Below are 25041 nucleotides of genomic sequence, written 5' to 3' on the forward strand. Positions count from 1 at the left end.
AAAGTAAAACTTATCTTTGTGCTACTTTGAATTGAGATATGAAGAAAAAACATCATCATAAAAATAAGCCGGGTTTCTTTAAAAAATGGTCTGCCAAACTGCATTTGTGGTTTGGTCTGGGGATTGGTTTTCTGATCTTTATCATTTCCATTACAGGAGCACTCTATGTTTTTAAAGACGAAATAGAAAACCTGACCAGAAAGGATGTGATCTTTCACAATGAACAGAATATAGATCAGAAAAAGGTTCTTCCTATCCGACTGATGGAAAAGACCGTGGTGGAGCAGGTAAAAGAAAAATACCCGGTACACTGGGTTAACGTTCCTATTGACAAAAAGAGATCCTATGTATTTTACTGGTATGAGCACAATACGAAGGCCTGGAATTATTTTGAAGAACTTCCGGTCTATAAAGCAGCTTATGTAAATCCTTATAACGGAAAAGTTCTAAGAGTCTATGATGAAAAGAACGGTTTTTTCAATATCGTAAAAATGATCCACTGGAGTTTCCTGTTGAAGCAGGACTGGGGACCTTATGTAGTGGGAATCCCGGTCATCATTTTCCTGATCATGCTGATCACCGGAATTGTGCTTTGGTGGCCTAAAAACAAGGCAGCAAGAAAACAGCGTTTCTCATTCAAATGGAAAAATATCAAAAGCTGGAAACGAAAGAATTATGACCTTCACAACATTTTAGGATTCTATTCATCCATCTTTGCTTTAATCTTTACCATCACAGGACTGTTTTATGCCTATTTCGTGGTACAGGCGATGATCTACGTGATCTTCTCAGGCGGAGAAACGAAATATCCGGATTTTTCCCATATTAAAACCAAGGCTCCGATAGAATTAAGAACAGAAGGAACATTAGATAAAGTCATCAATACTGTTATTCTGAAATACCCGGATGCATTTGGTTTTGCCATTGATCTTGGCCATGAGCATATGGATGACCATGAGCACCCGAACTTTGAAGTGTATGTAAAACACCTTTCTTATTCTTACCACAAAAGCAGCAGCCTGATCTTTGATGAAAACTCAGGAGCGCTTCTTCATACCCATGATCCAAAGGACAAAAACTTTGGGGAGAAAGCCGTCAATGCCAACTACGACATCCACGTTGGAGCCATTTTAGGACTTCCTACAAAGATCATCGCATTTGTTGTCAGTCTGATCTGTGCATCACTGCCTGTGACAGGATTCATGATTTGGTGGGGAAGAAGAAAAAAGAAACCGGTAAAAACAGCGTAAAAGTTTTTTAAATAAAAGTTTTGTTAATAATCCATTAATACAATCTTTTTTATAATTTTAACCCTTTAGAATTTATAAATAGAAATGTCATTAATAGATTTATCAAAACAGGTTGCTCTCGGAATTGATATCGGCGGAACCAATACAAAATTCGGAGTGGTGAACCACCGCGGTGAAGTTCTGGAAAAAGGAAATCTGAGAACTGATGAATACGAGCAGGTAGAAGACTTTATCGATGCTTTATACGAACAGGTAAAACCCCTGATCGATAAATACGGTACAGAAAAAAACTTTGACGGTATAGGAGTAGGTGCTCCTAATGCCAACTATTATAAAGGAACTATAGAACAGGCACCCAATTTACCGTGGAAGGGACTCGTTCCTTTCAGTGACTTGATGAAAGCCAAATTCGATCTTCCATGCACCATCACCAATGATGCCAATGCGGCAGCCCTTGGAGAAATGCTTTTCGGAGCGGCACGCGGAATGAAAGATTTCATTATGATCACTTTGGGAACCGGTGTAGGCAGCGGAATTATTTCCAACGGAAGCCTGATTTACGGACATGACGGGTTTGCAGGAGAACTAGGTCACACCATTGTAAAACCAGGCGGAAGAAAGCACTGGAGCACTGGATCTGAAGGGAGTCTGGAAGCGTATGCATCTGCAACAGGAATTGCGATCACGGCTAAAAAGATGAGAGCAGAATTTCCTGAATCTATGCTGAACCAGTATCCTGAAGAGACGATCAACTCAAAAACAGTTCACGAATGTGCGTTGAAAGGCGACCTTATCGCTATCGAGGTATTCAGATATACAGGACAGAAGCTGGGTGAGGCATTAGCAAATTTTGTGATGTTTTCTTCCCCTGAGGCTATCCTTCTATTTGGAGGTGTCATCAAGGCCGGTGATTTTATTCTAAAGCCTGCCAAACTTCATATGGAGAGAAACCTTCTTCCGATCTTTAGAAATAAAGTAAAATTGGTTTTCAGCGAACTGGACGAAGCCGATGCTGCCATTCTTGGAGCAAGTGCTTTGGTTTGGGAAAAATAACTGAAAAACGACATTAAAATAATAATGAAAGCATCCTTTTGAGGGTGCTTTTTTTGTTTGGAGCAGGTTGTCTAAAAAATTACCTAATCCGTGGGTTTTTGTTGGTGCTTGCAATGGCGCAAATCTTTTTCCCTATTCGAATGCTTTAAGGCGCAAGGATTTTATCCCTGATAAAATTGTATACCGCTGTCATTGCGAGGAGCACAGCGACAAAGCAATCTCATCATCTCCATCACCTTGCTGAAAATCTTTGATTTTCTTGCGACTTAAAAACGCTCTTTAACGTACAGCCTCGCGCCATTGCGTTTATCCAACTTATAAAACTCTATATTCCCCAATAACTAAAAAACAGCCTATCAATTCTGTTTTAAATCATCGCATTTCTCACCCAAAATGAAAAACTTTTTCATACTTTTGATTGGTTTTTTACTGATTTTGTGCCATCGCTGAACAGGAAAAACCGCAAATAAAATAATAAACAGACAATGGATAACAATAATTTAGAACAGATCACTTTCGGAGGCGGATGCTTCTGGTGTGTGGAAAGCTGTTTCAATATGCTTAAAGGCGTTCATTCTGCCATCTCAGGATATTCGGGAGGGCACAAAGATAATCCTACTTATGAAGAAGTATGTACGGGAGAAACCGGACATGCGGAAGTGGTACAGATCACGTTTGATCCCAGTATCATTTCTTACGCACAGCTTATGGATGTATTCTTTTTCCTTCATGATCCTACGCAGCTGAACAGACAGGGCAATGACATCGGAACGCAATACCGTTCGGTGATCTATTATAAAGACGAGGCAGAAAAGGCTAAAGCTGAAGAAGCTTTGAAAAAATCTGAAGCATCAGGAAAATGGCCTGGAACCTATGTAACGGAAGTTACCCAATTTGAGAAGTTCTGGCCGGCAGAACAGTATCATCAGGGATATTATAATGTAAACCCAAACCAACCATATTGTAGTGCCGTAGTGGGTCCGAAAATTCAGAAGTTTAAAAAACATTTTGGAGAGCTGGGAATGTTGAATGAGGCTTAAAAATATAAAAGCGAATATCTAGTGGATGTTCGCTTTTTTTGGGCAAAAAATTATTCTTCAATCTCTATCGAATCTTTCGGCTTTCCTGCATATTTATAAATAATTGTAGAGGTTGATTTTCTCAATTCCCTCCCATTTTCCGGATCTACCCCATCATCTGTAAAAAATTCAACATTCCCATAAAACTTTGAATACCAAGTTTTTCCAAGAGCATTAGCCTCAGTCAGGGTGTCTTTTCTTTTGATCTTTCTAAAATGCAGAAATACATGCTCATTCATGGCCTTTACTTCCAGTCCAGGTCTTATAAAGCTACTATCCGTAGCAATATATCTTTCCCCACCCCAATACATATATTTTTTATCTGTAGCCACTTGTAAACCCGATATAAGGCTTAATGGAAACGAAGAACCATTAGATATCTTCTTATTACTAGAGAAAACTACATTTCCTGTGACGAGACATAAAAGCAATGCCATCTCCATAATACCCAGCCCATTCTGCTTCATAAACTCAGGCATTTTGAAATGCTGTTCATTGGTAATATTGATGATGATATTAGCCAACTTATCCGTCAGTGTTTCTTCGTCTTCATCTACACTTATTTTAACTGTGGTTTTATTAGCATTTTCATCATTTTTCACAAAAGTTCTGGAAAAATCAGCGAAGTCTTTATAACCTAAGTATTCACTAAGCTTATTCAGAATCTTTATGTCTTTTATATTGGGTTCTTTATTATCCCTTAAACAAGCATCATAGTACCTAACGAAGGTCTTTTCGTTAATTATAAACTTTAGCTTTTTCTCAAAATGGTCAACAAGTTCTTCACACCAACCATTCTTAGTGCTTTCAGCAGGGAAATCCTTTCTTGCCTTCTCAAATACCTCATGAATTAGTAGTTTTTTCTTGGACATATATAGTTTTTTCTGTCTTACAAAATAGGTGATTATCTATCATACCACATTACGGATTCCCATAAGTCCTCCGTTGTCCAGAATGTGTCCACAGATGTCCAAAACGTGTCTAACATCTGCGTCATCATTTGCCGCATCTTTGCTTCAGAAATCAGTGACAAACAAAACATTACAAAAACAAAAGTACGAAACTGATTTCAAAACTCACCAGATAAAACGGAGGAAAACTCCGGGTTGGGAAGCAGATGTTTCTCCTCCGTTTTTGAAGGTTCACTTCCCAAAAAAAAATTAGAAGCGCTTCGAAATTTTAAACGTGTACTGCTCGTGGTCAAAAACTACGAGAGGAAGAAAAACAGTCTAAAAACTTCAAAATTTTAAGGAAATGATCCAGTTTATATTAATGCTATTAGGTTTAGCATTTTCAAATAATAACGCTAATACAGCAACCAATAATAACGACCACCCTATTCCGGTGACTATGCAGACGAGTTCGGACGGAGACGGAGAAGGCTTAAACCCGGGAGGCGGAGGACCAATCGGAGGGAATACAGGACAATTACCTCCTCCTCCTTCAAATAACCCATAATATTCAGTAAAAGAGCGGATTGCATAAATCTGCTCTTTTTCTTATTTTGCAGGAAAAACTATTCATGAAAATATTCTTGTTCCTATTCTTATTAATAGCTTTATTTTCCTGTAGAAGAGAAAAAAGTATAGAAAATAGTCATCATAATTTTTATTATCAGAAAGCAAAAAATTTCCGTGATAATAATAAATCTGATTCAGCATTTTATTACTATAATTTGGCAAAAAGTGACTACATCACTACTAATGATTCATTAGGTGTTGCTAAATCATTAGTAAATATGGCAATGCTACAAACTACTTCTGGAGATTTTTACGGAAGTATTGAGTCTTCGCTAGAGGCAAATAGCTTTCTTAGAAATGAAAAAGACAGTACTACAAGAAGTACCTTAGCTATTAATTATAATAATATGGCTATGGCCTCTAATTTTCTCAAAGAGTATGAAAATGCTTTTAAACTTTTTAAAACAGCACTAAAGTATGTTGGCGACAACGAAGGCCAGTACCTTTGTTATAACAATATTTCTGATGTATTGATAAGTCAGAAAAAAATAAAATTGGCAAAAAAATATCTTCAAAAGGCAATACTATCAAAAGATAGTATTAACTATTCTAGAGCTTTAAATAATTTCGCCAAAGCAAAATATCTCGATGATAACAATTACAATCCTTTGCCTGAGCTATATAAAGCTTTGAAGATTCGAGAAAATCAACAAGATAATTGGGGACAAAACTCAAGTTACGCCACATTATCTGATTATTTTAAAGAAAAAGATGAATTAAAAGCTCTTTTTTATGCTGAAAGAATGTTACAAGCAGCTACAAATAATAAGAGTTCGGATGATAAAAAAGAAGCTTTATTGAGAATAATTTATTTAGATCCTAACAATTACTTAAAGAACTTTCAAAAATTTAATCTTGTTAATGATAGCATCCAAACGGCAAGGAGTAAAGCAAAAAATCAATTTGCTTTTATAAGATTTGATGTTGAAAAAATGAAAACTGACATTGCAGAAGGTCGAAATCAATTACTAATAAAAAATGTTGTCGTTGGAGGTCTAGTTATAATGATCATTATTATCATTATTTTATATCGCAGAAGACAAGCCAGGCTTAAACAAGAGAATGAACTAAAATTGAAAAACGACCAGCTAAGAATCTCCAAAAAAGTCCACGATGTAGTAGCCAACGGCATCTATCAAGTGATGACCAAAATAGAAAACCAGGAGGATTTTGATAAGGAACATGCACTTGACGAGCTTGAATTTGTTTATGAGAAATCAAGGGATATTTCCTACGAAAAACCGGATCATGAAAATGATAAAAAAGATTTCAAAGAGAAACTCTCAAACCTCATTGCTTCTTTTAAGAACGAAAATACAGAAACCTATACCGTAGGAAATGATGCTGAAATCTGGGCTGGTATTTCCCAATCTTCTTTTGATGAAGTCTACCAAGTCGTACGGGAGCTGCTGGTAAATATGAAAAAACACAGCCAGGCTTCGCGCGTTATCTTTAAATTTGAAAGAATTGAGAATTCAGTCAAAATCCAATATACAGACAACGGAATTGGAGTTCCGGGAGAGATGACCTATAAAAATGGTCTTACAAATACGGGAACCCGTATTGCCGCTATCGATGGAGCTATTATTTTTGACAATAAATCTGAACAGGGGCTTAAGATTACGATCTCATTTCCTGCTTCTTAAAAAAAGACCTAAACGAATGTTCAAAAAAATTTTAATAGCCGAAGACCACGAAAGTATCAGTATTTCTATCCAAAAAACATTGGAAGAGCTCAACATTCCGAATGTAGATTATGTGTATTATTGCGATGATGCATTAGCTAAAGTTCAAAAAGCCCTCCGCGAGGAAGCGCCTTATGACCTGCTGATCACAGATCTTTATTACGAAGAGGATCACCGGGACCAGAAACTCAAAGACGGAAGAGATTTAATACAGAAAGTAAAGGAATTGCAGCCTTCTTTAAAAGTGATTGTATTTTCTGCAGAACATAAATCAGGAATTATTGATTCTCTGTTTAATAAGTTTAAAATCAACGGCTATGTCCGTAAGGCAAGAAACGACTCCAAAGAGTTGAAAAAATCTATTGCCTCCGTTTTCATTAATGAAAATTATTTATCCTTTGATTTGAAACAGGAAGTCAAAAAGCTGAACAGTTATGAATTCTCGGCTTATGACATCGCCCTGGTTTCTCTTCTTTCAAAAGGAATTTTACAGAAAAACATTCCTTTGCATCTTCAGGAGAAAGACATTAAACCCTACAGCTTAAGCAGCGTAGAAAAAAAACTGAACAGCCTGAAAGAAGATCTTGAGGTTTCCAGCAATGAACATCTGGTAGCGTTCTGCAAAGACCTTGGAATTATTTAATCTTGTTTCTATATATATTTTTAAAGCCTTTCAAATTGTTGGAAGGTTTTTTCTTTTTACGGATTCCCGTAAGGATTGATTTTTTAATCGTTCTACTTTTGGAGTGTTAAAACATTTAAAATAAATAATATGAAAAAGTATTACGTAAACACAAGAGCGCAAAGCAACGGAGATCATGAAGTTCATCATGAAGATTGCAGATATCTGCCGCATCCCGCCAACAGAAAATATCTGGGAGAATATTCTTCTTGTAAAGATGCTGTAAAAGAATCCAAGAAAACATACGCTCAGTCAAATGGGTGCAAAACATGTTCAAACGAATGTCACACTAGTTAAGTAATAATTATGGAAAAATTTGCCATCACAAAAAGAGTCAACAGCGAGTATCAGTTTAATCTAAAAGCCGGAAATGGTGAAATAATTTTAACCAGCGAAGGCTATGTTCAGAAAGCATCTTGTTTAAAAGGTATTGAATCTGTAAAGATCAATTCTCAGGAAGAATCAAGATACGACCGAAGAGTTGCTAAGAATGAGAAAGATTACTTTGTACTAAAAGCAAGAAACGGGGAAATCATTGGTAAAAGTCAATATTACAGTTCCAAATCTGCAATGGAAACCGGGATCTCTTCTGTGAAAAAAAATGCACCAACTGCAGAAATCATTGACGAAACTCTTTAAAACAATACTATGGATCTCAAAATTAAACTTGAACAGTTACACCAGAAAGTAGTCGGTCTAAAAGACCAGATCAGTACAGAGGAAGCTACAAAAAATGCCTTTGTAATGCCTTTTATACAGATTTTAGGGTACGATATCTTTAACCCGACAGAAGTTATTCCGGAACATATTTGCGACATCGGAACAAAAAAGGGAGAGAAAGTAGATTATGTAATCAAACACAATGACGAGCCTATTTTCATTATAGAATGCAAGCACTGGAAAGAAAATGCTGACGCACACAATTCTCAGCTTCACCGGTATTATCATGTTTCGAAAACTCGATTTGGAGTGCTTACCAACGGTATTGTTTATAATTTTTATACCGATCTGGAAAAGCCCAATATTATGGATGAAAAGCCTTTTTTCACGATCAATATTGAAGATCTAAAGGATAGTTCGATCAAGATCCTTGAAAGTTTTACCAAAAAGGATTACAATCTTGAAAGTATTTTAGACTCGGCCGAGGCTTTAAAGTACATCAAAGCGATAAGGAAAGAATTTGAAAAAGAAATTGAAACCCCATCCGATGAACTCGTCAAATTATTGGTCGGCAGATTCTTTGAAAAGCCAATGACCGCCAGCAGAATGATCTCTTTTAAGGAGTATACCAAAAAAGCTTTGACGACTTCCATCAACGAATCCATCAGTTTCAGACTGAAATCTGCCTTAAGCATCAATGAGCAAATAGAAAAACAGGAGGAAGCTGTAAAAACACAGCCTGTCGATGAAAATAATGATTCAAAGATTGTAACTACCGAAGAAGAGCTGGAAGCTTTCCAGATTGTAAAAGCAATTTTGAGAGAGAAAGTTCCTTCCCAAAGAATTGCCCACAGGGATACTTTATCCTATTTCGGAGTTTTATTGGATGACAACAACAGAAAACCTCTCTGCCGTTTTCATTTTAATACGAACAACAAATATTTGGAAACATTCCACAACGGTAAAGAAGCCGGAGAAAAAGTACTCCTGAATAATCTGGATGAAATATACAATTTCAAAGAAGAGCTTCATAAAACCTTAGAAAACTATAATTAACAAAAGCTAATACCCATGAAAACTTTCATCTCCATACTCATCCTATGTATCGGTACATTTACTGCCGATTCATTCAACTTCTTCGAATCCGGAAACTCGCATCATGACGGGAGATGTACAGGTTCTTCCTCCTGTAGCGCTTGTTCGAATTGCTCGGGATGTGCCCATTGCTCTTCCGGCGGAAGCTGCGGCGTATGCAGCGGAGGTTCTTATGGAAAGAAAGCCTCCTCAAAGAAAAAGAAATCTAAAGCATCTTCGGATTCCTATTACACTAAAAAAAGCAAATCGTATGGTTCCCCAAAAATTCGGATTGATGAAATTAATATCAATACCAACAACCGGTATTTTGCAGGAGTCGCAGTTACCCATATCTATGAAAAGCCTTTTCTAAAGTCTAGAGTGATAGAGAAGGTCCCAAAGAACACAGAATTAAAACAACTATCCAAAAAAGATTCCTGGTATAAAGTACAGGTGATAAAAAGCAAAAATGTAGGGTATGTGTATTATAAGGACATAAAATAATGTATCAAAAAAGGAAAATACTGATTCTTTTAGTTCCTGTCATTTTAGGAGGAATTATATACATTGTATTTCGCTCTGATCAACTCCTTCTGTTTAACTGGTTGGCTACTATAGATGGGGTACGTACATTAAACAATTATGGAAATACGATCCATGTCTTCCATTGGTTTAAATACAGTCTTCCAGATGGTTTATGGCTATATTCCTATACCTCTTTAATGCTTGAAATATGGAGATATAGAATAAATGAACAGAGTTTATTTTGGGTTTTTAGCCTCCCATTTATTGCCCTTTCTTCAGAATTTTTACAGCTTTTCAAAATAATACCGGGAACATTTGATTTCATAGATCTCATCTTTTACAGTCTCGGAATTATACTTCCTCTTTATAAATCTAATGTATTAATCTTTAATCCTAAAAACCATGAAAAAATTTAACCATTACATTTCAGCCGGATTTTTCGCATTCTTTATCTTCATAGCCTTCGGCAGTGTAGATGATCAAAAAAGTTCCCGTTTATCAAAAAAAACACAGACAGTGAATATATCTGAAGTTCATCCCCAAGAAGTAGAAGTAAGATCAGATCCTGAAAAAGAAGCGATCATGGAAAAACTGAAAGAAAAAGCCCGAAGAGACTGGCCAAATGATTATACAACCCAGGAATTCTGGATAAATGAGCAGATAGAATCTTATGAATATATGAAAACAGTTGAAAATAATTCTATCAAAAGGCAAGCAGAGAAAGACTGGCCGCTAGATTTCAGCACTCAAAAGTTTTGGTATGAAGAACAGGTGAAAGCTAAAGAAAGGTTAGAATGAAACCTTTTCTCACCCTATGTGCGATCTGCTGTTTCATCGCTGTTTTCAGGCTTCCTATAGAATATTATACTATTTTGAGAATTCTCATCTCCATCGGAGCTCTGCTCGTTTTATATAATGCGCTACGTTTTAAACAATATTTGTTCAGTTTAATATTCTTTTTTATTCTTATTCTTTTCAACCCTGTTTTCACTATTTATCTCTATAGAAAAAGTTTCTGGATTCCACTTGATATCATCACCGGAATTCTATTTCTGCTGATTGCATTTGTTGAAAAATCTGAGAAAAAAAAGGATGATGTTATAGAAAATACAGAAGAAACGGCGGCGCAACCTATCCAACCGAGATTCCACTCCCGGGATATAATTATTAATCCTAAAAAACCAAAAGAAAATTAATCCTTCATGGAACATATTCAAATTACCGAAAATCTTAAAGCTCACTTTTTAAGATTATATCAGATGGCTATCTGCGACGATGATTTCAGTGCCCTGGGACTGAAAATGCTTTATAAATGTGCGGAAGAACGAGGCATCTCCCCTAAAAACCTGGACGAGATCCTTTTAAATCCCATTAATTTCAAATCACTTGTTCCCAAAACCATTGAGGAAAAAGTAGATTATCTGTATGACCTTACGGTAATGATCTGGGCAGACGGAATGGTCTCTCCAAACGAATATTCTGCGATGGAAAAATATGTTCTGATGTTTGGATTTCTGGAAGAAAACGTAAAAGCGATTGTCGATTATTTGATAACCTCTGTAAAAACCGGGAAAAGTAAAACAGATATTTTATATGAATTAAAAAACTAACTGATCATGACGACCAATATTAAAAATTTATTTAAATTAAAATCAATTCCGATTGAAGCTCCTGAAGAAGAATCTGCCAAACCGGAAATTGATCCCAATGCTGAATCCCCGGAGGAAAGCAGAAAACGAACGTATCACGAATCCGGATACAGAGACAGCGCCAGAAATAACGGAAATCACACCACGCTTTTCATTTGCCTCGATGCCGTATACTCCAAGTTCCAGAATGAGGAAAAAGAAATGGTGGAAAAGCAGCAAAAGCTTAAAGAAGCGTACGTCAATGAACAAAAAAACAGAGAGACAGAGATCAAAGCATTAACGGTCTCTCTGGAAACCAAAGAAGAACAGCTAAAAAATAAAAATACGGAAATTGAAGATCATCAAGATAAAATTGAAACCTTAAAAGCGGAGATCAATGATTTACCAAGAAATCCGGAAAAATACAATGTAAAGGCAACAAGAGGCGCTTCCACAAAATTCTGGATTGGAGCTATTCTACTTATTCCCATCAGTTTATATCTGCTTACATTTTATATCTCGACTTCCTATTCGGCATTTTTTAAAAGTTTTGATGCAAGAAGTACAGTTATTCAAAGTGTTTTAGATGCACAGGCACTGAGTAAAGCCTGGAATGAAGGCTTCATAGAAGGAGCTTTCGTCACCTTGATTCCTTTTGTATTCTTAGGACTGGGGTTTCTGATTCATATGTTTAGTGAAAACAAAACCAGACTCAACTATATTAAACTGGGGCTTTTATTCATCGTCACTTTCATCTTCGATGCCATTTTAGCTTACGAAATCGAGTCTAAATTATACGAACTTAACAAAACCTTCGACTCTCCCCCATTCGATCTTAAAATAGCTTTTACCAAAAACCAGTTTTGGGGAATTATTTTCGCGGGATTCATCGTGTACATTATCTGGGGATTGGTTTTCGACTTTGTCATGAAGGAACACCGGGAAAAAGATAAAATTAAAAATGAACAGGAAATCAGGCAGAAAAATGTGCTTTTCCTCTCGGAAAAAATTAATGTTCTTAAAAAAGAGATTGAAGACATTCTCAGCAATATCGGAAGTACCAAAGAGCTTGTCATAAAAACACGCGGAAGAATTGAAGAACTTCAAAATATTATTGACGGAGTGATCATTCCGACCAAAGATTATAAACTCTATGCGTCAGAATATGTTCAGGGCTGGGTCACTTATATTGGTGAGAAAATAGCCGTTTCAAAAACAGAAAAACAAACCATGATCGACAGTTGTATTGACACTTACAGCACGAATCTGGAAGACGTAGGGGCTAACTCTGACAATCAAAATTTAGTTTATTTATCCGCATTATAAATTACTTGTTATGAAAAAAATATTGTTCCTAATACTCATTATATCTTTAATTTCCTGTTGTAAAAAAGAAGCCGAACAAAAAGTTCCGGATGGTGAAGTTGAGTCTAAGGTCGACTCCAATAACATTAACGTAAGTATTCTGATCGATCTATCCGACAGGATTGATCCCAAAACAAATCCCAATTCTACAATGGAATATTTCCAGAGAGATACAGAATACATCAAAGCGATCGAAAAGGGATTTCTGAATCACATCAAAACAAAGAAAATCATTACGTACAATGATCAGATGCAGGTTTTCTTCAATCCGGAACCTTCTGATCCTAAAATAAATGACTTTACAAAAGAGCTTAAAGTTTCTTTTGACAAAAACACGAACAAAGTCTATTTCAATTCCGTTGAAAAAAAATATGCTGAACTGCCTCCTAACATCTATCAATCTGCTATCAAAGACGGAAAGTTTGTAGGTTCCGATATCTGGGAATTTTTTAAAAATAAAGTCAATGATTATTGTGTAAAAGAAGATCGCAGGAATATCCTGTTTATTTTGACAGACGGGTATATGTATCACGAAAATTCCAAGTTTTCAGAAAAGACAAAGACCTCTTACTTAACCTCGAAGCTTATTAAATCAAATCACTTAACCACATCTGATTTCAAAGCAACCCTTGAGAAAAATAATTTTGGTTTTGTGAAAGCCAATGATGACTTAAGCAATCTGGAAATTATCGTACTCGGAATTAATCCGGAAAAAGGAAATCCATTTGAAGAAGCCGTTATCAAAGAATACTGGGAAAAATGGTTTAAAGAAATGAAAATTAAAAAGTATCAGATAAAATCGGCGGATTTGCCCACCAATTTAGAACCCATTATTCTAAAAGCCATTACAGGCAAATAATAAAAAAACACACTCACTATATATCAAAAAAGCGAAGATCTCTCTTCGCTTTTTTATTTTCTTATCATTTCCGTATGAGGAATATCGTCTTCCAGATATTTCTTCCCGGTATCTACAAATCCGAATTCAGAATAAAATCTTAATAAATAATCCTGTGCTGAAATCTTAATTTCAGAAGTATGGAAGCGGTTTTCTATGGTTTCTACAGCATACCTGATCAGCTGCCTTCCCAGGTTTTTACCTCTCGCCTGCTCTGTTGTCAGAACTCTTCCGAAAGAAGTCTCATCATATTTGATTCCCTTATCAAAAACGCGGCAATACGCCAGAATCTGTCCATCTTCTTCAGCCCAGATGTGAATTCCCTTTTGGTCATTATTATCCAAATCTGGATATGGGCAGTTCTGCTCGATCACAAAAACATCGATACGCGCTTTCAGGATGGCATACAGTTCAGGAACCGTAAACTCATCGAAGGTTTTAATTTTCCAGATTATATTACTCATCCTCAAAATTTACACTATTATTTTTCAGGAATTCATTTGTGGTCTGAATGAAGTTCAGGATCTCATCGCCACCGGTTTTCTTTTCCGCAGAAGTCACATACAATTCAGGAAGATCATCCCATGTTTTATGAAGCTCATTTTTATAATTTTCTACATTTTGAATGGTAACATTCGGCTTCAGTTTATCTGCTTTCGTGAAAACAATAGAAAAAGGAATTCCACTTTCTCCGCACCACTGGATAAATTCAAGATCGATCTTTTGTGGCGTATGTCTGGAATCTACCAAAACAAAAAGATTCACCAGATTTCTTCTGTTCAGGATGTAATTGGTGATCAGTTTTTCAAAATCCTTTCTGATTGATTTTGAAACCTTTGCATATCCATAACCCGGTAAATCTGTCAGATACCAGTCTCCATTCACTAAAAAATGATTGATCAGCTGAGTTTTCCCCGGAGTTCCGGAAGTTTTTGCCAGGTCCTTATGATTCATCATTGCATTGATCAATGAAGATTTACCAACATTTGACCTTCCGATAAAAGCGTACTCAGGCATCGTAGGTTCAGGACATTCCTGCCATTTCCCGCTACTTTTTACAAATTCTGCCGTTTTTATAACCATTTTTGAATATTTTTTAGAAAAACAAACCATTAAGAAAAGCTCTTAATGGTTTATTATTATTTGTTTTAAACTTTATCTTTTAACCAGTTGTAGAGAATTTCATTGAACTCGTCCGGTTTTTCCATCATCGCAGCATGTCCGCATTTCTCGATCCAGAAGAGATCTGAATTCGGGATAAACTTATGCATATCTTCAGCTACTTCAGGAGGTGTTACGTTATCCTGTCTTCCCCAGATCAGACATGTGGGTGTCAAAATCTTCGGAAGGTCATTCAGCATATTGTGTTTGATGGCACTTCTGGCCAGCATTACCGTCTTTATTCCTTTCATTCTGTCGTTCACCACAGAGAAAACCTCCTCTACAAGATCTTCTGTAGCGATAGCAGGGTCATAAAAAACCTCTTCGGTTTTCTTCCTTATATAGGAACGGTCGTTTTTTCTCGGGAAACTATCCCCGAAAGTTCTTTCATACAGTCCCGAGCTTCCTGTTAAAACAAGATTCTTTACCAGGTCCGGTCTTGCCAAAGTCATGATAAGTCCCACATGACCACCCATAGAGTTTCCTACAATGGTGACAGGTGCGGAGATATGACTCTCTATAAACTTGATAATATATTTTGCAAGGGTGGTAAGATTCGTATTGAGTACCGGCAGATCGTAGATAGGCAACTGAGGAACATATACCTTGAACCCCCTTTCCGAAAAAAAATCTACCATCTTATCGAAATTACTCAAACCACCCATTAAACCGTGCAATAGCACCAATGGATGTCCTTCTCCCGCCTCTATAAAAGTATATTTCTTTTCTTTTTTTGTACTAAATATCATAAAATGCCTTAATAAAGCTCTGCAAAAATACAAATTAAACCTCAAAAAAATTTTGATTACCCTAATTTAAAGTAAAAATAATATAATAACCCCCTTTTTATTGACTTTTTTCAAAACCCCTTTATTATGGCCTGAATAATAGTTTTTACAACATACAAAATATCAATCACTTATCCCTATGAAATTGAATCTTTAATAAAACTTATTAACATTAAGTCAAAAAGTGGGAAAAAGTGGGAAATTTTGGAAATTATTATATAAATTTGTCCCAAATGAAAAGTTTCATTGGAACATATGAGTGTAAAATTGACGACAAAGGCCGGTTAAAAGTTCCCTCCTCCCTGATCAAACAGATGGAAAACTTCGACGATAAGGCATTTGTAGTCAAGAGATCTGTGTTCCAACCTTGCCTCGAAGTCTATCCCATGAATGCATGGGACAAACTGATGGGCAAAATTAACAAGCTAAACAGATTCATTAAAAAGAATGCTGATTTCATTCGAATGTTTACGGCAGGGGTAAAAACAGTAGAGCTGGACAATGCAGGAAGACTTCAGATTTCAAAAGATCTGGTGAATTTCGCCAACCTTCAGAAAGATACGGTAATTATCAGCGCAGGAGAGCTTTTTGAAATTTGGGATAAAGAAGCCTATGAAAGGGTGATCTCTACCAACGAAGCTGATTTTGCTAGCCTGGCCGAAGATGTGATGGGCGCTTTCGATGAAGAATAAACCGCGCTTGCTGTAAAAGGCAAGGTAAAAAACACAATTAAGTATGTACCACAACCCCGTTTTATTGAAGCAGAGCGTTGATGATTTGGTGACGAATCCTGACGGAATATACGTGGACTGCACTTTTGGAGGAGGAGGCCACTCAAGAGAAATTCTGAGCAGACTATCAGAGAAGGGAAAACTTTTCAGTTTTGACCAGGATCTGGATGCCCTTAAAAACACCATTGATGATCCCAGATTTACGCTGGTGAATCAGAATTTCAGGTTTCTGGAAAATTCCATGGTGATGTATGGTATTTCTCAGGTAGACGGCATATTGGCCGATCTTGGGGTTTCATCCCATCAGTTTGATGAGGCAGAAAGAGGTTTCTCTACAAGAAACAATGCTCCTCTGGATATGAGAATGAACGTTATGCAGGGTCTTGATGCCAAGAGGGTGATCAATGAGTATGAAGAAACTGAGCTTGCCGATATATTTTATTACTACGGCGAATTGAGAGAAGCCCGAAAACTGGCAAGAGATATCGTTCATCACAGAAAAACAAAGACCATAAATACCACCGAGGATCTGAAAAAGCTTTTCAGCTACCTTCCGCCTCATAAGGTGAATAAATTCTATGCTCAGCTTTTCCAGGCCATCAGGATAGAAGTCAACCAGGAACTGGAAGCGCTGAAAGAAATGCTGGTTCAGGCACTGAATGTCTTAAGACCGGAAGGAAGACTGGTTGTCATCTCTTACCATTCACTGGAAGACCGTCTGGTAAAAAGATTCCTGAAAAACGGAATGTTTGAAGGAGAGCAGCAAAGAGATATCTACGGAAATTATAAAAAGGTCTTTGAATTGCTTAAGAGTAAAGCGATCATCCCGGATGATAAGGAAATCGAGGAAAACTCACGAGCAAGAAGTGCAAAAATGAGAACTGGAATTAAAGTGTAAAAGTGAATGGTGAATTGTCAATTGTGAAAAGTGAATAAAGATTCATAAGAAATTGACCATTGACACGCAAAGCGAATTCACTGTAAACAAATTGACATAAAAAAACTTTGGCAAAACGAACAACAAACCGCCCTCAGAAAAGACTCACTTTTATAGACATTATAAAAGGAAACTTTCTGAACCGCGATGAGATCAAAACTCATTACAAGTATTTTTTACTGTTGTTCATTCTGATGATGGCCATGATTTACAGCAATCACCTTGTCAACAAAAAGATCAAAATTGTCAATGCTTTAAAAGAAGAAACTGAAGAATACAAATCGAGAAACGCTTACGCCCAGAGTAAGCTGATCAAAGTAAAAATGGAATCGCAACTGGGGAAGGAAGTAGCAAAGGACTCACTGATGACTTTGGAAAACCATCCTCATAAACTGCTAATAAAACTAGACAGTACAGATGCAAAAACAAAATGAATACGACAACAAACGTAAAAAGACGTTAAGATGGGGCTACCTGTTCGCAGTGGGAGCTCTGTGCGTATTTGTGATGTTTCTTGCGAGAATTGTAATCCTGCAAAATACTAACGTTCAGGAAATTAAAGACGATTACATTAATAAAAACTATCGCGAAGCCACTTTAAAAGCTGCCCGCGGAAACCTCTTTGCTTCCGACGGATCTATTCTCGCCACTACCGTCATGCGCTATGACATCTATCTTGATTTTAAAACGATGAAAGATACGATCTACAGCAACAATATCGGAGCGCTTACAGATTCTTTGAGCAAAATGTTCGGAAAATCCAGAGGAGAATTCAGACAGAAATTCGACGAGCAGAAAAAAAAGAAAAACCAGTACTATACTTTGGTGAAAGGTCTTGATTTTGACCAATATGACAGAATCAGAAACTTTCCGATCTTCAAAAAAGGAAAAAATAAAGGAGGTTTCATCGTAGACCGAAACTATAAAAGAGAACTCGCTACTTCAGAAATTGGAGCCGGAACCATCGGTATCGATAACGGTGAAGTAAAAGCCGGTCTGGAAGGTGCATTCTCAAAATATCTTACCGGAACAGACGGAAAAAGACTGGAACAAAGAATCAATTCATCACAATGGAAACCGATCGATTACTGGAAAGTAAAAGAACCGGTAGATGGTGAAGACGTTTATACAACTTTAGATCTTAGAATTCAGGACATTGCACACTCAGCATTAGAGAAGCAGCTGATCACCTATGAAGCCAAACACGGAACCGTAATCGTCATGGAAACAGAAACCGGAAAAGTACGTGCTTTGGTTAACCTGAGAAGAACAGAGTCCGGAGAATACGAAGATTCTTACAACTATGCCTTAAAAGATAATATCGAACCTGGTTCTACATTTAAAACTATTTCCCTTTTGGCGGCAATGGATGACGGATTTATCGATGAGAATACAACCGTAGACGTAGGAGGAGGCGTCTGGACCTATGCAAAACAGAGAATATCCGACGGCCATGGTGGAGGAACATATGATATCAGTGACGTTTTAGCGAAATCAAGTAACGTAGGAACTGCGAAGCTTATCACAAAGTATTACGCAGAAAAGCCACAGATCTTCCTTGACCACCTGAAAAGATGGAAATTATTCGATAAAATGGATATAGAGCTTCCGGGAATTACAAAACCGAAGATTCTAACTCCACAACACAAGAGATGGAACGCCGCAACACTGGCTTCTATTTCTTACGGATATTCCTCAAACATCAACCTGTTACAGTTAACAACCTTCTATAACGGGGTTGCTAACGGCGGTAAAATGCTTAAACCTCTGTTCATCGACAAGATCATGAAAGACGGTAAAGTAATGTACAGCGCAAAACCGGAAGTCATGGTGAATAAAATGGCCTCAGAAAAAGCCATCAAAATGATGACCAGCGCACTGACGAAAGCCGTAGAAAAAGGAACGGGACGAAGCATCTTCACGCCCAACCTTAAAATGGCAGGAAAAACAGGAACCGCAAGATTTGAATATTGGCTTCCGGGTCCTATGAAATACCGCGCATCATTCGCAGGCTTCTATCCGGCAGATCATCCCAAATACACCTGTTATGTGATGATCAGTGAGCCCAATACGGCCATCGGTTTTTACGGAGGTCCTGTCTCAGCTCCCGTATTTAAGGAAATTGCAGGAAAAACATTCCTGAAAACACCTCAGAATATAGAAAAAGAAATGCTCGTAGACAGAAAGGTGAATCTAAGCAAACTGGTAGAGCCTAATGTCAAAATAGCGGTCAACAATAAACAGATGCCAAATGTAGTAGGACTCATCGGTAAAAATGTAATTCCTCAATTGGAAAACTTAGGTTACCGCATTGATTATAAAGGCGTAGGAAGGATCAAAGAGCAGTTTCCGCTGGAAGGAACAGTAATCAGCAAGAACCAGAGAATTTATTTGTCTCTGCAGAATTAAAATAGAAAACCCAGTCCCGAAGGGACGATTTAACAAAGAATAGGATGGAATCCTATTGATATAAAATGATAATAACAGAATTATTAAAAAGAATCCCGGTTTTAGAGATTCATGGCGATGACACCCGTGACATCTCAGAATTGGTTTTCGACAGCAGAAAGATTACGGAAAACTCACTCTACGTAGCAGTGAGAGGAACCGTTGCAGACGGACATTCATACATTGCATCATCTGTTGAAAAAGGTGCAAAAGCAGTCGTTTGCGAGGAATTCCCTGAAACATTGAATGAAGATGTAACCTACATTAAGGTGAAAGATTCATCTCAGACTTTGGGACATCTGGCATCCAACTTTTACGGAAATCCATCTCAGAAACTTAAATTAATCGGAGTTACCGGAACTAACGGAAAAACATCGGTGTCTACCCTTCTTTTTGATGTATTCAAAAATCTGGGATATGATTCTGCTCTGCTTTCCACGGTGGAGATCAGAATTGCGGATGAGATCATTCCTGCCACTCATACAACTCCGGATGTGATTACCATCAATAAAATATTAGCCGAGGCGGTTGAAAAAGGCTGTGAATTCGCTTTCATGGAAGTTAGCTCTCATGGAATTGCACAAAACAGAATTGAAGGTCTCCATTTTAAAATTGCAGGATTCACCAACCTTACCCACGATCATCTGGATTATCATAAAACATTTGATGAATATCTTAAAACCAAGAAGAGATTTTTCGACGGACTTGAAGATACTGCCATAGCGATCACCAATGTAGATGACAAAAACGGAATGGTGATGCTTCAGAATACAAAGGCTAAGAAAAAATCTTACGCCCTGAAGACCATGGCAGATTACCACGGGAAATCTTTAGAAATTGATTTCAACGGAATGCTGCTGAACTTCAATGGAAAAGAATTCTGGACGACATTGACTGGAAGATTCAATGTGTACAACTTATTGCTGGTTTTCGGAATCGCAACAGAACTCGGTTTTGAGCAGGATGAAACTTTGCAGGCGATCAGTAAACTGAAAAGAGTTTCGGGGAGATTTGAAACCTTCAAATCAGATGGTGGAATTTTCTTCATTGTGGATTATGCTCATACGCCTGATGCTTTGGAAAACATTCTGGACAGCATTAATGACATCAGAACCAAAAACGAAAGACTGATCACAGTTTTCGGATGCGGAGGCGACAGAGATCACTCCAAAAGACCTGAAATGGGAAATATTGCCACCAGAAAATCCACACTGGCAATCATCACTTCAGACAATCCGAGAACAGAAGATCCTGCACAGATCATCAAAGAAATTGAAGCGGGCGTTGAATCTCAAAACTTCAGCAAATACACTTCAATTCCGGACAGAAAAGAAGCCATTAAAATGGCGATTAAGTTTGCAGAGCCTAAAGATATTGTTTTAGTAGCCGGAAAAGGCCACGAAACCTATCAGGACATTAATGGTGTTAAACATCATTTTGACGACAAAGAAACGATCAACGAGCTTTGGAAGTTAATGAGTAAATAAATTTATAATCGATTATTGAGCGCCTAATTTATCATTCATCAATAATCACTTATCATTTATTAATAATTGAAACTATGTTATACTATCTATACGAATACCTAACCAGTCAGGGAATCCACATACCGGGATTGGGAATGCTGAAATACATTTCTTTCCGTGCCGGAATAGCTGTGTTGTTTTCTCTGGTCATTGCCTTGGTCTACGGAAAAAGGATCATCAATTATCTGAGAGCAAAACAGATGGGCGAATTGGTACGTGATCTTGGGCTAGACGGACAAAAGCAAAAAGAAGGAACTCCTACCATGGGAGGACTTATCATTATTATTGCAACCATTATTCCGGTGCTGCTCTTTACGAGAATCACCAATGTGTATATTGTTCTGCTACTGGTTTCCATGTTGTGGATGGGTGCTATTGGTTTCGTGGATGATTATTTAAAGAAAGTAAAGAAAAATAAAGACGGACTGAGTGGGAAATTCAAAATTGTAGGACAGGTTGGCTTAGGACTAATTGTCGGAGTTACAATGTATTTCCACCCGGACATCACGGTTAAAAGAAAGTATGCGGATGCAAAAGTGGTGAACCGAAACAATGTAGAGCAGAACTTTATGCCAACAGAAAAGATCACCGTTTCTACCGTTCCTTTTGCCAAGAACAACGAGTTTGATTACAGTGGAATTCTGTTTTGGATGAATGATAAAGATGCCCATGAGTGGGCATGGATTGTCTTTATCCCGATCGTTATTTTCATCGTAACTGCCGTTTCAAACGGAGCCAATATTACGGATGGAATTGACGGGCTCGCGGCAGGAACCAGTGCCATTATACTGCTCACCCTCGCCCTGTTCGCCTACCTTTCCGGGAACATTATTTTTGCAGATTATCTCAATATTATGTTCCTCCCGAATATGGGTGAAACCACCATTTTTGCGGTAGCCATGGTAGGTGCCGTAATCGGTTTCTTCTGGTACAATACCTATCCTGCCCAGGTTTTTATGGGCGATACAGGAAGTCTGATGCTGGGAGGAGTGATTGCCGTTTTAGCGATCATCCTGAGAAAAGAACTTCTGATTCCGGTATTATGCGGAATCTTCCTGATTGAAAACGTTTCTGTCATGCTGCAGGTCGTTGTTTTCAAATACAGAAAAAGAAAATATGGGCTGGATTACGCTCAGAATAACAGATTTTTTAGAATGTCGCCATTACACCATCACTATCAGAAAGGTGGTTTCCATGAGAGCAAGATCGTGAACAGAATGATCATCATCGGAGTAATGCTGGCCATTGTATGCCTGATCACATTAAAAATGAGATAACCAATCATTTAAAATATTGAAAATTTAAGTATTTAAAAATTTTGAATCATTTAAATCTTTCAATCATTAAATCAAAATAGATATGAAAATAGTTGTTTTAGGAGGTGGAGAGAGCGGATGTGGAGCTGCTTATTTAGCGAAAAAACAGGGTCTGGAGGTTTTTCTTTCAGACAAAGGAGCTATTAAGGATAACTACAAGCAATTTTTAGCCGAAAATGAAATTGAATTTGAAGAAGGAAACCACAACGAAGAAAGAATTTTAAATGCAGACTGGATCGTAAAAAGCCCGGGAATTCCCAAAAAAGCGGAGATCGTTCACAAAATTCATGAGAAAGGAATCAGACTTTCCTCTGAAATTGAGTTCGCTTCAGAATTTACGGATGCCAAAATCATCGCGATTACAGGAAGCAACGGAAAAACAACGACAACTTCCCTGATCTACTACATCCTGAAAAATGAAGGACTAAATGTAGGATTGGGAGGAAATATAGGATACAGCTTTGCCAAGCAGGTGGCAGATGAGAACCATGAATATTATGTACTGGAGGTGAGTTCGTTCCAATTGGATGATATTCAGAACTTCAGACCTTACATTTCACTGCTATTGAACCTGTCTCAGGATCACCTGGATCAGTACAACTACAATTATGAAGAATATGCTTTAGCTAAATTCAGAATTGCTGAAAATCAGGAAAACGACAATTTCTTCATCTACAATAAAGATGACGAAATGAGTAAAACCATTCTTGAGAAGCTGGAAATAAAAGCGAAAATGATTCCCTTCTCTACAAAAGAAAAACTGTCTGAAGGTGGTTTCATTGATGGCGATCAGATCGTAGTAAAAATGAAGGATGAGTTTTCTATGAAGATGGATAAACTGTCTCTTCTTGGAAATCATAATGTTGCCAATAGCTTAGCCGCTTCAATAGCCGGTAAGATATTGGAAATCAATAATGAAAGCATCAGAAACTCACTAATGACTTTCCAGGCGGTAGAGCACAGACTTGAATTCGTAACTGAAAGCAATGGCGTAAAATACATCAATGACAGCAAGGCAACGAATGTCAATGCAACCTACTACGCTTTAGAAAGCATGAAAACTCCAACGGTTTGGATCGTAGGAGGATTAGATAAAGGAAACGACTACTCAGAAATTGAGGAGCTTGTTAAAAGAAAAGTAAAAGCCATTGTATGTCTTGGAATAGACAATACAAAAATCATAGACTTCTTTAAAGACAAAAAAGAATTCATCTATGATACATCAAGCATGGAAGAAGCTGTGAAAATATCAAAATCACTGGCCAAAAGCGGAGATACCGTTTTACTTTCCCCATGCTGCGCAAGTTTTGACCTGTTTAAAAGCTATGAAGACAGAGGAAAACAGTTTAAAGAGCAGGTATTAAAGTAAGTAAAAAGTAAAATGTCGGGTGTAAAAGGTACATTTTAGTTTCTACATCATACATGAATACAAAAATATGGACGAACAGAACACAGAAAGCAGAATTGAATTTCTAAAGGGCGATAAAGTACTTTGGATGGTCATCCTTGTGATCTCCATTTTCTCTATTTTCCCCGTATACTCTGCAAGTTCAAATCTGGAATATATCGTGAATAACGGGACCACAACCGGTCACGTTATCAAGCATATGTTCTTTGTGGTCTTAGGTCTTGTGATCATGAGAGTGGTAGGAATGGTGAAATACGAGTACATCGGAAAGCTCAGCAGCATTCTGCTCGGTTTAATGATCGTTCTCCTCGTTGTCACCATGTTTACGGGTCAGACCATTGATGGAGCCAGTGCTTCAAGATGGCTGAAAATCCCCGGAACCCCTATTTCATTCCAGCCCTCGTCATTTGCGTTTTTAATGCTGATCATTTATCTCTGCAGATATCTGACCAAGAAAATAACCCGGGAAAGACTTCCGATAGAGAACATTATGTACATCTTCGGGCCTATCCTGTTGGTATTTGTACTGGTAGCAAAAGACAACGGTTCTACGGCATTGATGATCTTGATGGTTTCCGTGATTGTTCTGATTATAGGACAGCTTCACTGGAAATACATTGCAGGATTCATCTCTTCCTCATTTATAGCCATTGTCCTCTTCCTGATTATAGCATTAAACACCAATCTTATCGGTGGAAACCGTGTGCATACATGGATGAGCCGTATTGAAACATTTACCTCCAGCAAAGCAAAAACCGCTGATGTAGATGATGAAAGCGTAAAAGCTAAAAACTATCAGGTGATGCAGGCCAAAGCCGCCATCGTGCATGGTGGAATTACCGGAATGGGACCTGGAAAAAGTGCATTGAAACAAATGCTTCCACAGTCTGCCTCCGACTTTATTTTTGCCGTGATCGTAGAAGAATACGGACTGATTGGTGCCGCCTTCCTGATATGTCTGTATCTCATTATGATGATCAGAATTGTAATGATTGCCAGCAAAATGCCCGCCTTTTTTGGGTCCCTGCTCGTGCTCAGTCTCGGGGTGATGATCTTCATTCAGCTTGCAGTGAATATTGCTGTAGCAGTCAATCTGATCCCGGTAACAGGACAGCCATTACCGCTGATAAGTTACGGAGGAACCTCCATGCTGGTCACTTACCTCCAGCTTGGAATTATTTTAAATATAAGCTCAAGGATCCAGATATACGATGAAGAAGGAATGGGCAAAAAACAAAGCGTAGCCGAAATTAATGACATCGCATAAAGAGTCCCAACAGGACGACTTATCGGAATCAAAAAAAATG

At 37.6% G+C, this 25041-nt stretch carries 26 protein-coding genes and 1 pseudogene; 23 read left to right on the top strand and 4 right to left on the bottom strand.

Annotated features, from left to right (window positions below; genetic code table 11):
* Positions 1-38 precede the first annotated feature (38 nt).
* The 3 genes and pseudogenes from LC419_RS15735 (at position 39) to msrA (ending at position 3343) form a co-directional block, all read left to right on the top strand.
* Positions 39-1250 carry a PepSY domain-containing protein gene (locus LC419_RS15735; RefSeq protein ID WP_223608260.1) on the top strand — a complete coding sequence of 404 codons (1212 nt, stop codon included), beginning with the start codon at positions 39-41 and terminating at the stop codon, positions 1248-1250.
* Positions 1251-1334: 84 nt separating this feature from the next.
* The gene (locus LC419_RS15740; protein WP_034724626.1) at positions 1335-2303 is read left to right on the top strand and encodes an ROK family protein; all 969 of its coding nucleotides are present in this window, start codon (positions 1335-1337) and stop codon (positions 2301-2303) included.
* Between the two features lie 393 nt (positions 2304-2696).
* Positions 2697-3343: pseudogene (msrA, locus tag LC419_RS15745) on the top strand (peptide-methionine (S)-S-oxide reductase MsrA).
* Between the two features lie 50 nt (positions 3344-3393).
* Here msrA and LC419_RS15750 read toward each other — a convergent pair.
* Positions 3394-4254: a hypothetical protein gene (locus tag LC419_RS15750; protein ID WP_223608262.1), complete on the bottom strand. Its 861-nt coding sequence runs from the start codon at positions 4252-4254 to the stop codon at positions 3394-3396.
* A gap of 382 nt (positions 4255-4636) precedes the next feature.
* Here LC419_RS15750 and LC419_RS15755 point away from each other — a divergent pair, with 382 nt between their 5' ends.
* The 12 genes from LC419_RS15755 to LC419_RS15810 all read left to right on the top strand — a co-directional run bounded on the left by LC419_RS15755 (position 4637) and on the right by LC419_RS15810 (position 13380).
* Entirely contained in the window at positions 4637-4840 is a 204-nt protein-coding gene (locus LC419_RS15755; protein ID WP_223608263.1) for a hypothetical protein, read from the top strand.
* Positions 4841-4904: 64 nt separating this feature from the next.
* A complete protein-coding gene (locus tag LC419_RS15760) occupies positions 4905-6548 on the top strand; it encodes a tetratricopeptide repeat-containing sensor histidine kinase (protein ID WP_223608264.1) in 1644 nt (547 codons plus the stop codon).
* A gap of 16 nt (positions 6549-6564) precedes the next feature.
* Positions 6565-7230: a response regulator gene (locus LC419_RS15765; protein WP_223608265.1), complete on the top strand. Its 666-nt coding sequence runs from the start codon at positions 6565-6567 to the stop codon at positions 7228-7230.
* Between the two features lie 129 nt (positions 7231-7359).
* On the top strand, positions 7360-7566 hold the full coding sequence (locus tag LC419_RS15770) for a hypothetical protein (protein WP_223608266.1): 207 nt from the start codon (positions 7360-7362) through the stop codon (positions 7564-7566).
* A 9-nt stretch (positions 7567-7575) separates the two neighbouring features.
* Complete coding sequence (locus tag LC419_RS15775) at positions 7576-7908, top strand: YegP family protein (protein ID WP_223608267.1); 333 nt, start codon at positions 7576-7578, stop codon at positions 7906-7908.
* A 9-nt stretch (positions 7909-7917) separates the two neighbouring features.
* On the top strand, positions 7918-8985 hold the full coding sequence (locus LC419_RS15780) for a type I restriction endonuclease (protein ID WP_223608268.1): 1068 nt from the start codon (positions 7918-7920) through the stop codon (positions 8983-8985).
* Between the two features lie 15 nt (positions 8986-9000).
* Positions 9001-9507 (top strand): SH3 domain-containing protein, encoded by a 507-nt coding sequence (locus tag LC419_RS15785; RefSeq protein ID WP_223608269.1) that lies wholly within the window; start codon positions 9001-9003, stop codon positions 9505-9507.
* Between the two features lie 423 nt (positions 9508-9930).
* On the top strand, positions 9931-10326 hold the full coding sequence (locus tag LC419_RS15790; RefSeq protein WP_223608270.1) for a hypothetical protein: 396 nt from the start codon (positions 9931-9933) through the stop codon (positions 10324-10326).
* Positions 10323-10724: a DUF6804 family protein gene (locus LC419_RS15795; protein WP_223608271.1), complete on the top strand. Its 402-nt coding sequence runs from the start codon at positions 10323-10325 to the stop codon at positions 10722-10724. Before LC419_RS15790 ends, LC419_RS15795 begins: the two co-directional genes overlap by 4 nt.
* A 6-nt stretch (positions 10725-10730) precedes the next feature.
* The gene (locus LC419_RS15800) at positions 10731-11138 is read left to right on the top strand and encodes a hypothetical protein (RefSeq protein WP_223608272.1); all 408 of its coding nucleotides are present in this window, start codon (positions 10731-10733) and stop codon (positions 11136-11138) included.
* A gap of 6 nt (positions 11139-11144) precedes the next feature.
* Positions 11145-12482, top strand: coding sequence for a beta-carotene 15,15'-monooxygenase (locus LC419_RS15805; RefSeq protein WP_223608273.1), 1338 nt, complete (start codon positions 11145-11147; stop codon positions 12480-12482).
* Positions 12483-12492: 10 nt separating this feature from the next.
* The gene (locus tag LC419_RS15810) at positions 12493-13380 is read left to right on the top strand and encodes a hypothetical protein (protein WP_223608274.1); all 888 of its coding nucleotides are present in this window, start codon (positions 12493-12495) and stop codon (positions 13378-13380) included.
* A 53-nt stretch (positions 13381-13433) separates the two neighbouring features.
* Here LC419_RS15810 and LC419_RS15815 read toward each other — a convergent pair whose 3' ends face one another.
* From LC419_RS15815 to LC419_RS15825, 3 genes are all read right to left on the bottom strand, one after another.
* Positions 13434-13883: a GNAT family N-acetyltransferase gene (locus LC419_RS15815; RefSeq protein ID WP_223608275.1), complete on the bottom strand. Its 450-nt coding sequence runs from the start codon at positions 13881-13883 to the stop codon at positions 13434-13436.
* On the bottom strand, positions 13876-14502 hold the full coding sequence (gene yihA / locus LC419_RS15820) for a ribosome biogenesis GTP-binding protein YihA/YsxC (protein WP_047456535.1): 627 nt from the start codon (positions 14500-14502) through the stop codon (positions 13876-13878). The genes LC419_RS15815 and yihA overlap by 8 nt, the downstream gene beginning before the upstream one ends.
* Positions 14503-14567: 65 nt before the next feature.
* A complete protein-coding gene (locus tag LC419_RS15825; protein ID WP_223608276.1) occupies positions 14568-15329 on the bottom strand; it encodes an alpha/beta fold hydrolase in 762 nt (253 codons plus the stop codon).
* 272 nt (positions 15330-15601) lie between these two features.
* Here LC419_RS15825 and mraZ point away from each other — a divergent pair, with 272 nt between their 5' ends.
* The 8 genes from mraZ (at position 15602) to LC419_RS15865 (ending at position 25001) form a co-directional block, all read left to right on the top strand.
* Positions 15602-16060 (top strand): division/cell wall cluster transcriptional repressor MraZ, encoded by a 459-nt coding sequence (gene mraZ / locus LC419_RS15830; RefSeq protein ID WP_223608277.1) that lies wholly within the window; start codon positions 15602-15604, stop codon positions 16058-16060.
* A gap of 43 nt (positions 16061-16103) precedes the next feature.
* Positions 16104-16997 (top strand): 16S rRNA (cytosine(1402)-N(4))-methyltransferase RsmH, encoded by an 894-nt coding sequence (gene rsmH / locus LC419_RS15835; protein ID WP_223608278.1) that lies wholly within the window; start codon positions 16104-16106, stop codon positions 16995-16997.
* A 107-nt stretch (positions 16998-17104) separates the two neighbouring features.
* Positions 17105-17470 carry an FtsL-like putative cell division protein gene (locus LC419_RS15840; protein WP_047456505.1) on the top strand — a complete coding sequence of 122 codons (366 nt, stop codon included), beginning with the start codon at positions 17105-17107 and terminating at the stop codon, positions 17468-17470.
* Positions 17454-19445, top strand: a complete 1992-nt coding sequence (locus LC419_RS15845; protein WP_223608279.1) for a penicillin-binding transpeptidase domain-containing protein — start codon at positions 17454-17456, stop codon at positions 19443-19445. The genes LC419_RS15840 and LC419_RS15845 overlap by 17 nt, the downstream gene beginning before the upstream one ends.
* A 65-nt stretch (positions 19446-19510) precedes the next feature.
* Positions 19511-20971 carry a UDP-N-acetylmuramoyl-L-alanyl-D-glutamate--2,6-diaminopimelate ligase gene (locus tag LC419_RS15850; protein ID WP_223608280.1) on the top strand — a complete coding sequence of 487 codons (1461 nt, stop codon included), beginning with the start codon at positions 19511-19513 and terminating at the stop codon, positions 20969-20971.
* A 74-nt stretch (positions 20972-21045) separates the two neighbouring features.
* The gene (gene mraY, locus LC419_RS15855; RefSeq protein WP_034724610.1) at positions 21046-22287 is read left to right on the top strand and encodes a phospho-N-acetylmuramoyl-pentapeptide-transferase; all 1242 of its coding nucleotides are present in this window, start codon (positions 21046-21048) and stop codon (positions 22285-22287) included.
* Positions 22288-22369: 82 nt separating this feature from the next.
* A complete protein-coding gene (gene murD / locus LC419_RS15860) occupies positions 22370-23695 on the top strand; it encodes a UDP-N-acetylmuramoyl-L-alanine--D-glutamate ligase (RefSeq protein WP_223608281.1) in 1326 nt (441 codons plus the stop codon).
* 67 nt (positions 23696-23762) lie between these two features.
* A complete protein-coding gene (locus LC419_RS15865; protein WP_223608282.1) occupies positions 23763-25001 on the top strand; it encodes an FtsW/RodA/SpoVE family cell cycle protein in 1239 nt (412 codons plus the stop codon).
* Positions 25002-25041: the final 40 nt, after the last annotated feature.

The organism is Chryseobacterium sp. OSA05B, assembly GCF_019970065.1.
Classification (GTDB): Bacteria; Bacteroidota; Bacteroidia; order Flavobacteriales; family Weeksellaceae; genus Chryseobacterium.

Coding starts and splice junctions, on each gene's coding strand:
- LC419_RS15735 (WP_223608260.1), top strand. CDS start 39: ATGAAGAAAAAACATCATCATAAAAATAAGCCGGGTTTCTTTAAAAAA.
- LC419_RS15740 (WP_034724626.1), top strand. CDS start 1,335: ATGTCATTAATAGATTTATCAAAACAGGTTGCTCTCGGAATTGATATC.
- LC419_RS15750 (WP_223608262.1), bottom strand. CDS start 4,254: ATGTCCAAGAAAAAACTACTAATTCATGAGGTATTTGAGAAGGCAAGA.
- LC419_RS15755 (WP_223608263.1), top strand. CDS start 4,637: ATGATCCAGTTTATATTAATGCTATTAGGTTTAGCATTTTCAAATAAT.
- LC419_RS15760 (WP_223608264.1), top strand. CDS start 4,905: ATGAAAATATTCTTGTTCCTATTCTTATTAATAGCTTTATTTTCCTGT.
- LC419_RS15765 (WP_223608265.1), top strand. CDS start 6,565: ATGTTCAAAAAAATTTTAATAGCCGAAGACCACGAAAGTATCAGTATT.
- LC419_RS15770 (WP_223608266.1), top strand. CDS start 7,360: ATGAAAAAGTATTACGTAAACACAAGAGCGCAAAGCAACGGAGATCAT.
- LC419_RS15775 (WP_223608267.1), top strand. CDS start 7,576: ATGGAAAAATTTGCCATCACAAAAAGAGTCAACAGCGAGTATCAGTTT.
- LC419_RS15780 (WP_223608268.1), top strand. CDS start 7,918: ATGGATCTCAAAATTAAACTTGAACAGTTACACCAGAAAGTAGTCGGT.
- LC419_RS15785 (WP_223608269.1), top strand. CDS start 9,001: ATGAAAACTTTCATCTCCATACTCATCCTATGTATCGGTACATTTACT.
- LC419_RS15790 (WP_223608270.1), top strand. CDS start 9,931: ATGAAAAAATTTAACCATTACATTTCAGCCGGATTTTTCGCATTCTTT.
- LC419_RS15795 (WP_223608271.1), top strand. CDS start 10,323: ATGAAACCTTTTCTCACCCTATGTGCGATCTGCTGTTTCATCGCTGTT.
- LC419_RS15800 (WP_223608272.1), top strand. CDS start 10,731: ATGGAACATATTCAAATTACCGAAAATCTTAAAGCTCACTTTTTAAGA.
- LC419_RS15805 (WP_223608273.1), top strand. CDS start 11,145: ATGACGACCAATATTAAAAATTTATTTAAATTAAAATCAATTCCGATT.
- LC419_RS15810 (WP_223608274.1), top strand. CDS start 12,493: ATGAAAAAAATATTGTTCCTAATACTCATTATATCTTTAATTTCCTGT.
- LC419_RS15815 (WP_223608275.1), bottom strand. CDS start 13,883: ATGAGTAATATAATCTGGAAAATTAAAACCTTCGATGAGTTTACGGTT.
- yihA (WP_047456535.1), bottom strand. CDS start 14,502: ATGGTTATAAAAACGGCAGAATTTGTAAAAAGTAGCGGGAAATGGCAG.
- LC419_RS15825 (WP_223608276.1), bottom strand. CDS start 15,329: ATGATATTTAGTACAAAAAAAGAAAAGAAATATACTTTTATAGAGGCG.
- mraZ (WP_223608277.1), top strand. CDS start 15,602: ATGAAAAGTTTCATTGGAACATATGAGTGTAAAATTGACGACAAAGGC.
- rsmH (WP_223608278.1), top strand. CDS start 16,104: ATGTACCACAACCCCGTTTTATTGAAGCAGAGCGTTGATGATTTGGTG.
- LC419_RS15845 (WP_223608279.1), top strand. CDS start 17,454: ATGCAAAAACAAAATGAATACGACAACAAACGTAAAAAGACGTTAAGA.
- LC419_RS15850 (WP_223608280.1), top strand. CDS start 19,511: ATGATAATAACAGAATTATTAAAAAGAATCCCGGTTTTAGAGATTCAT.
- mraY (WP_034724610.1), top strand. CDS start 21,046: ATGTTATACTATCTATACGAATACCTAACCAGTCAGGGAATCCACATA.
- murD (WP_223608281.1), top strand. CDS start 22,370: ATGAAAATAGTTGTTTTAGGAGGTGGAGAGAGCGGATGTGGAGCTGCT.
- LC419_RS15865 (WP_223608282.1), top strand. CDS start 23,763: ATGGACGAACAGAACACAGAAAGCAGAATTGAATTTCTAAAGGGCGAT.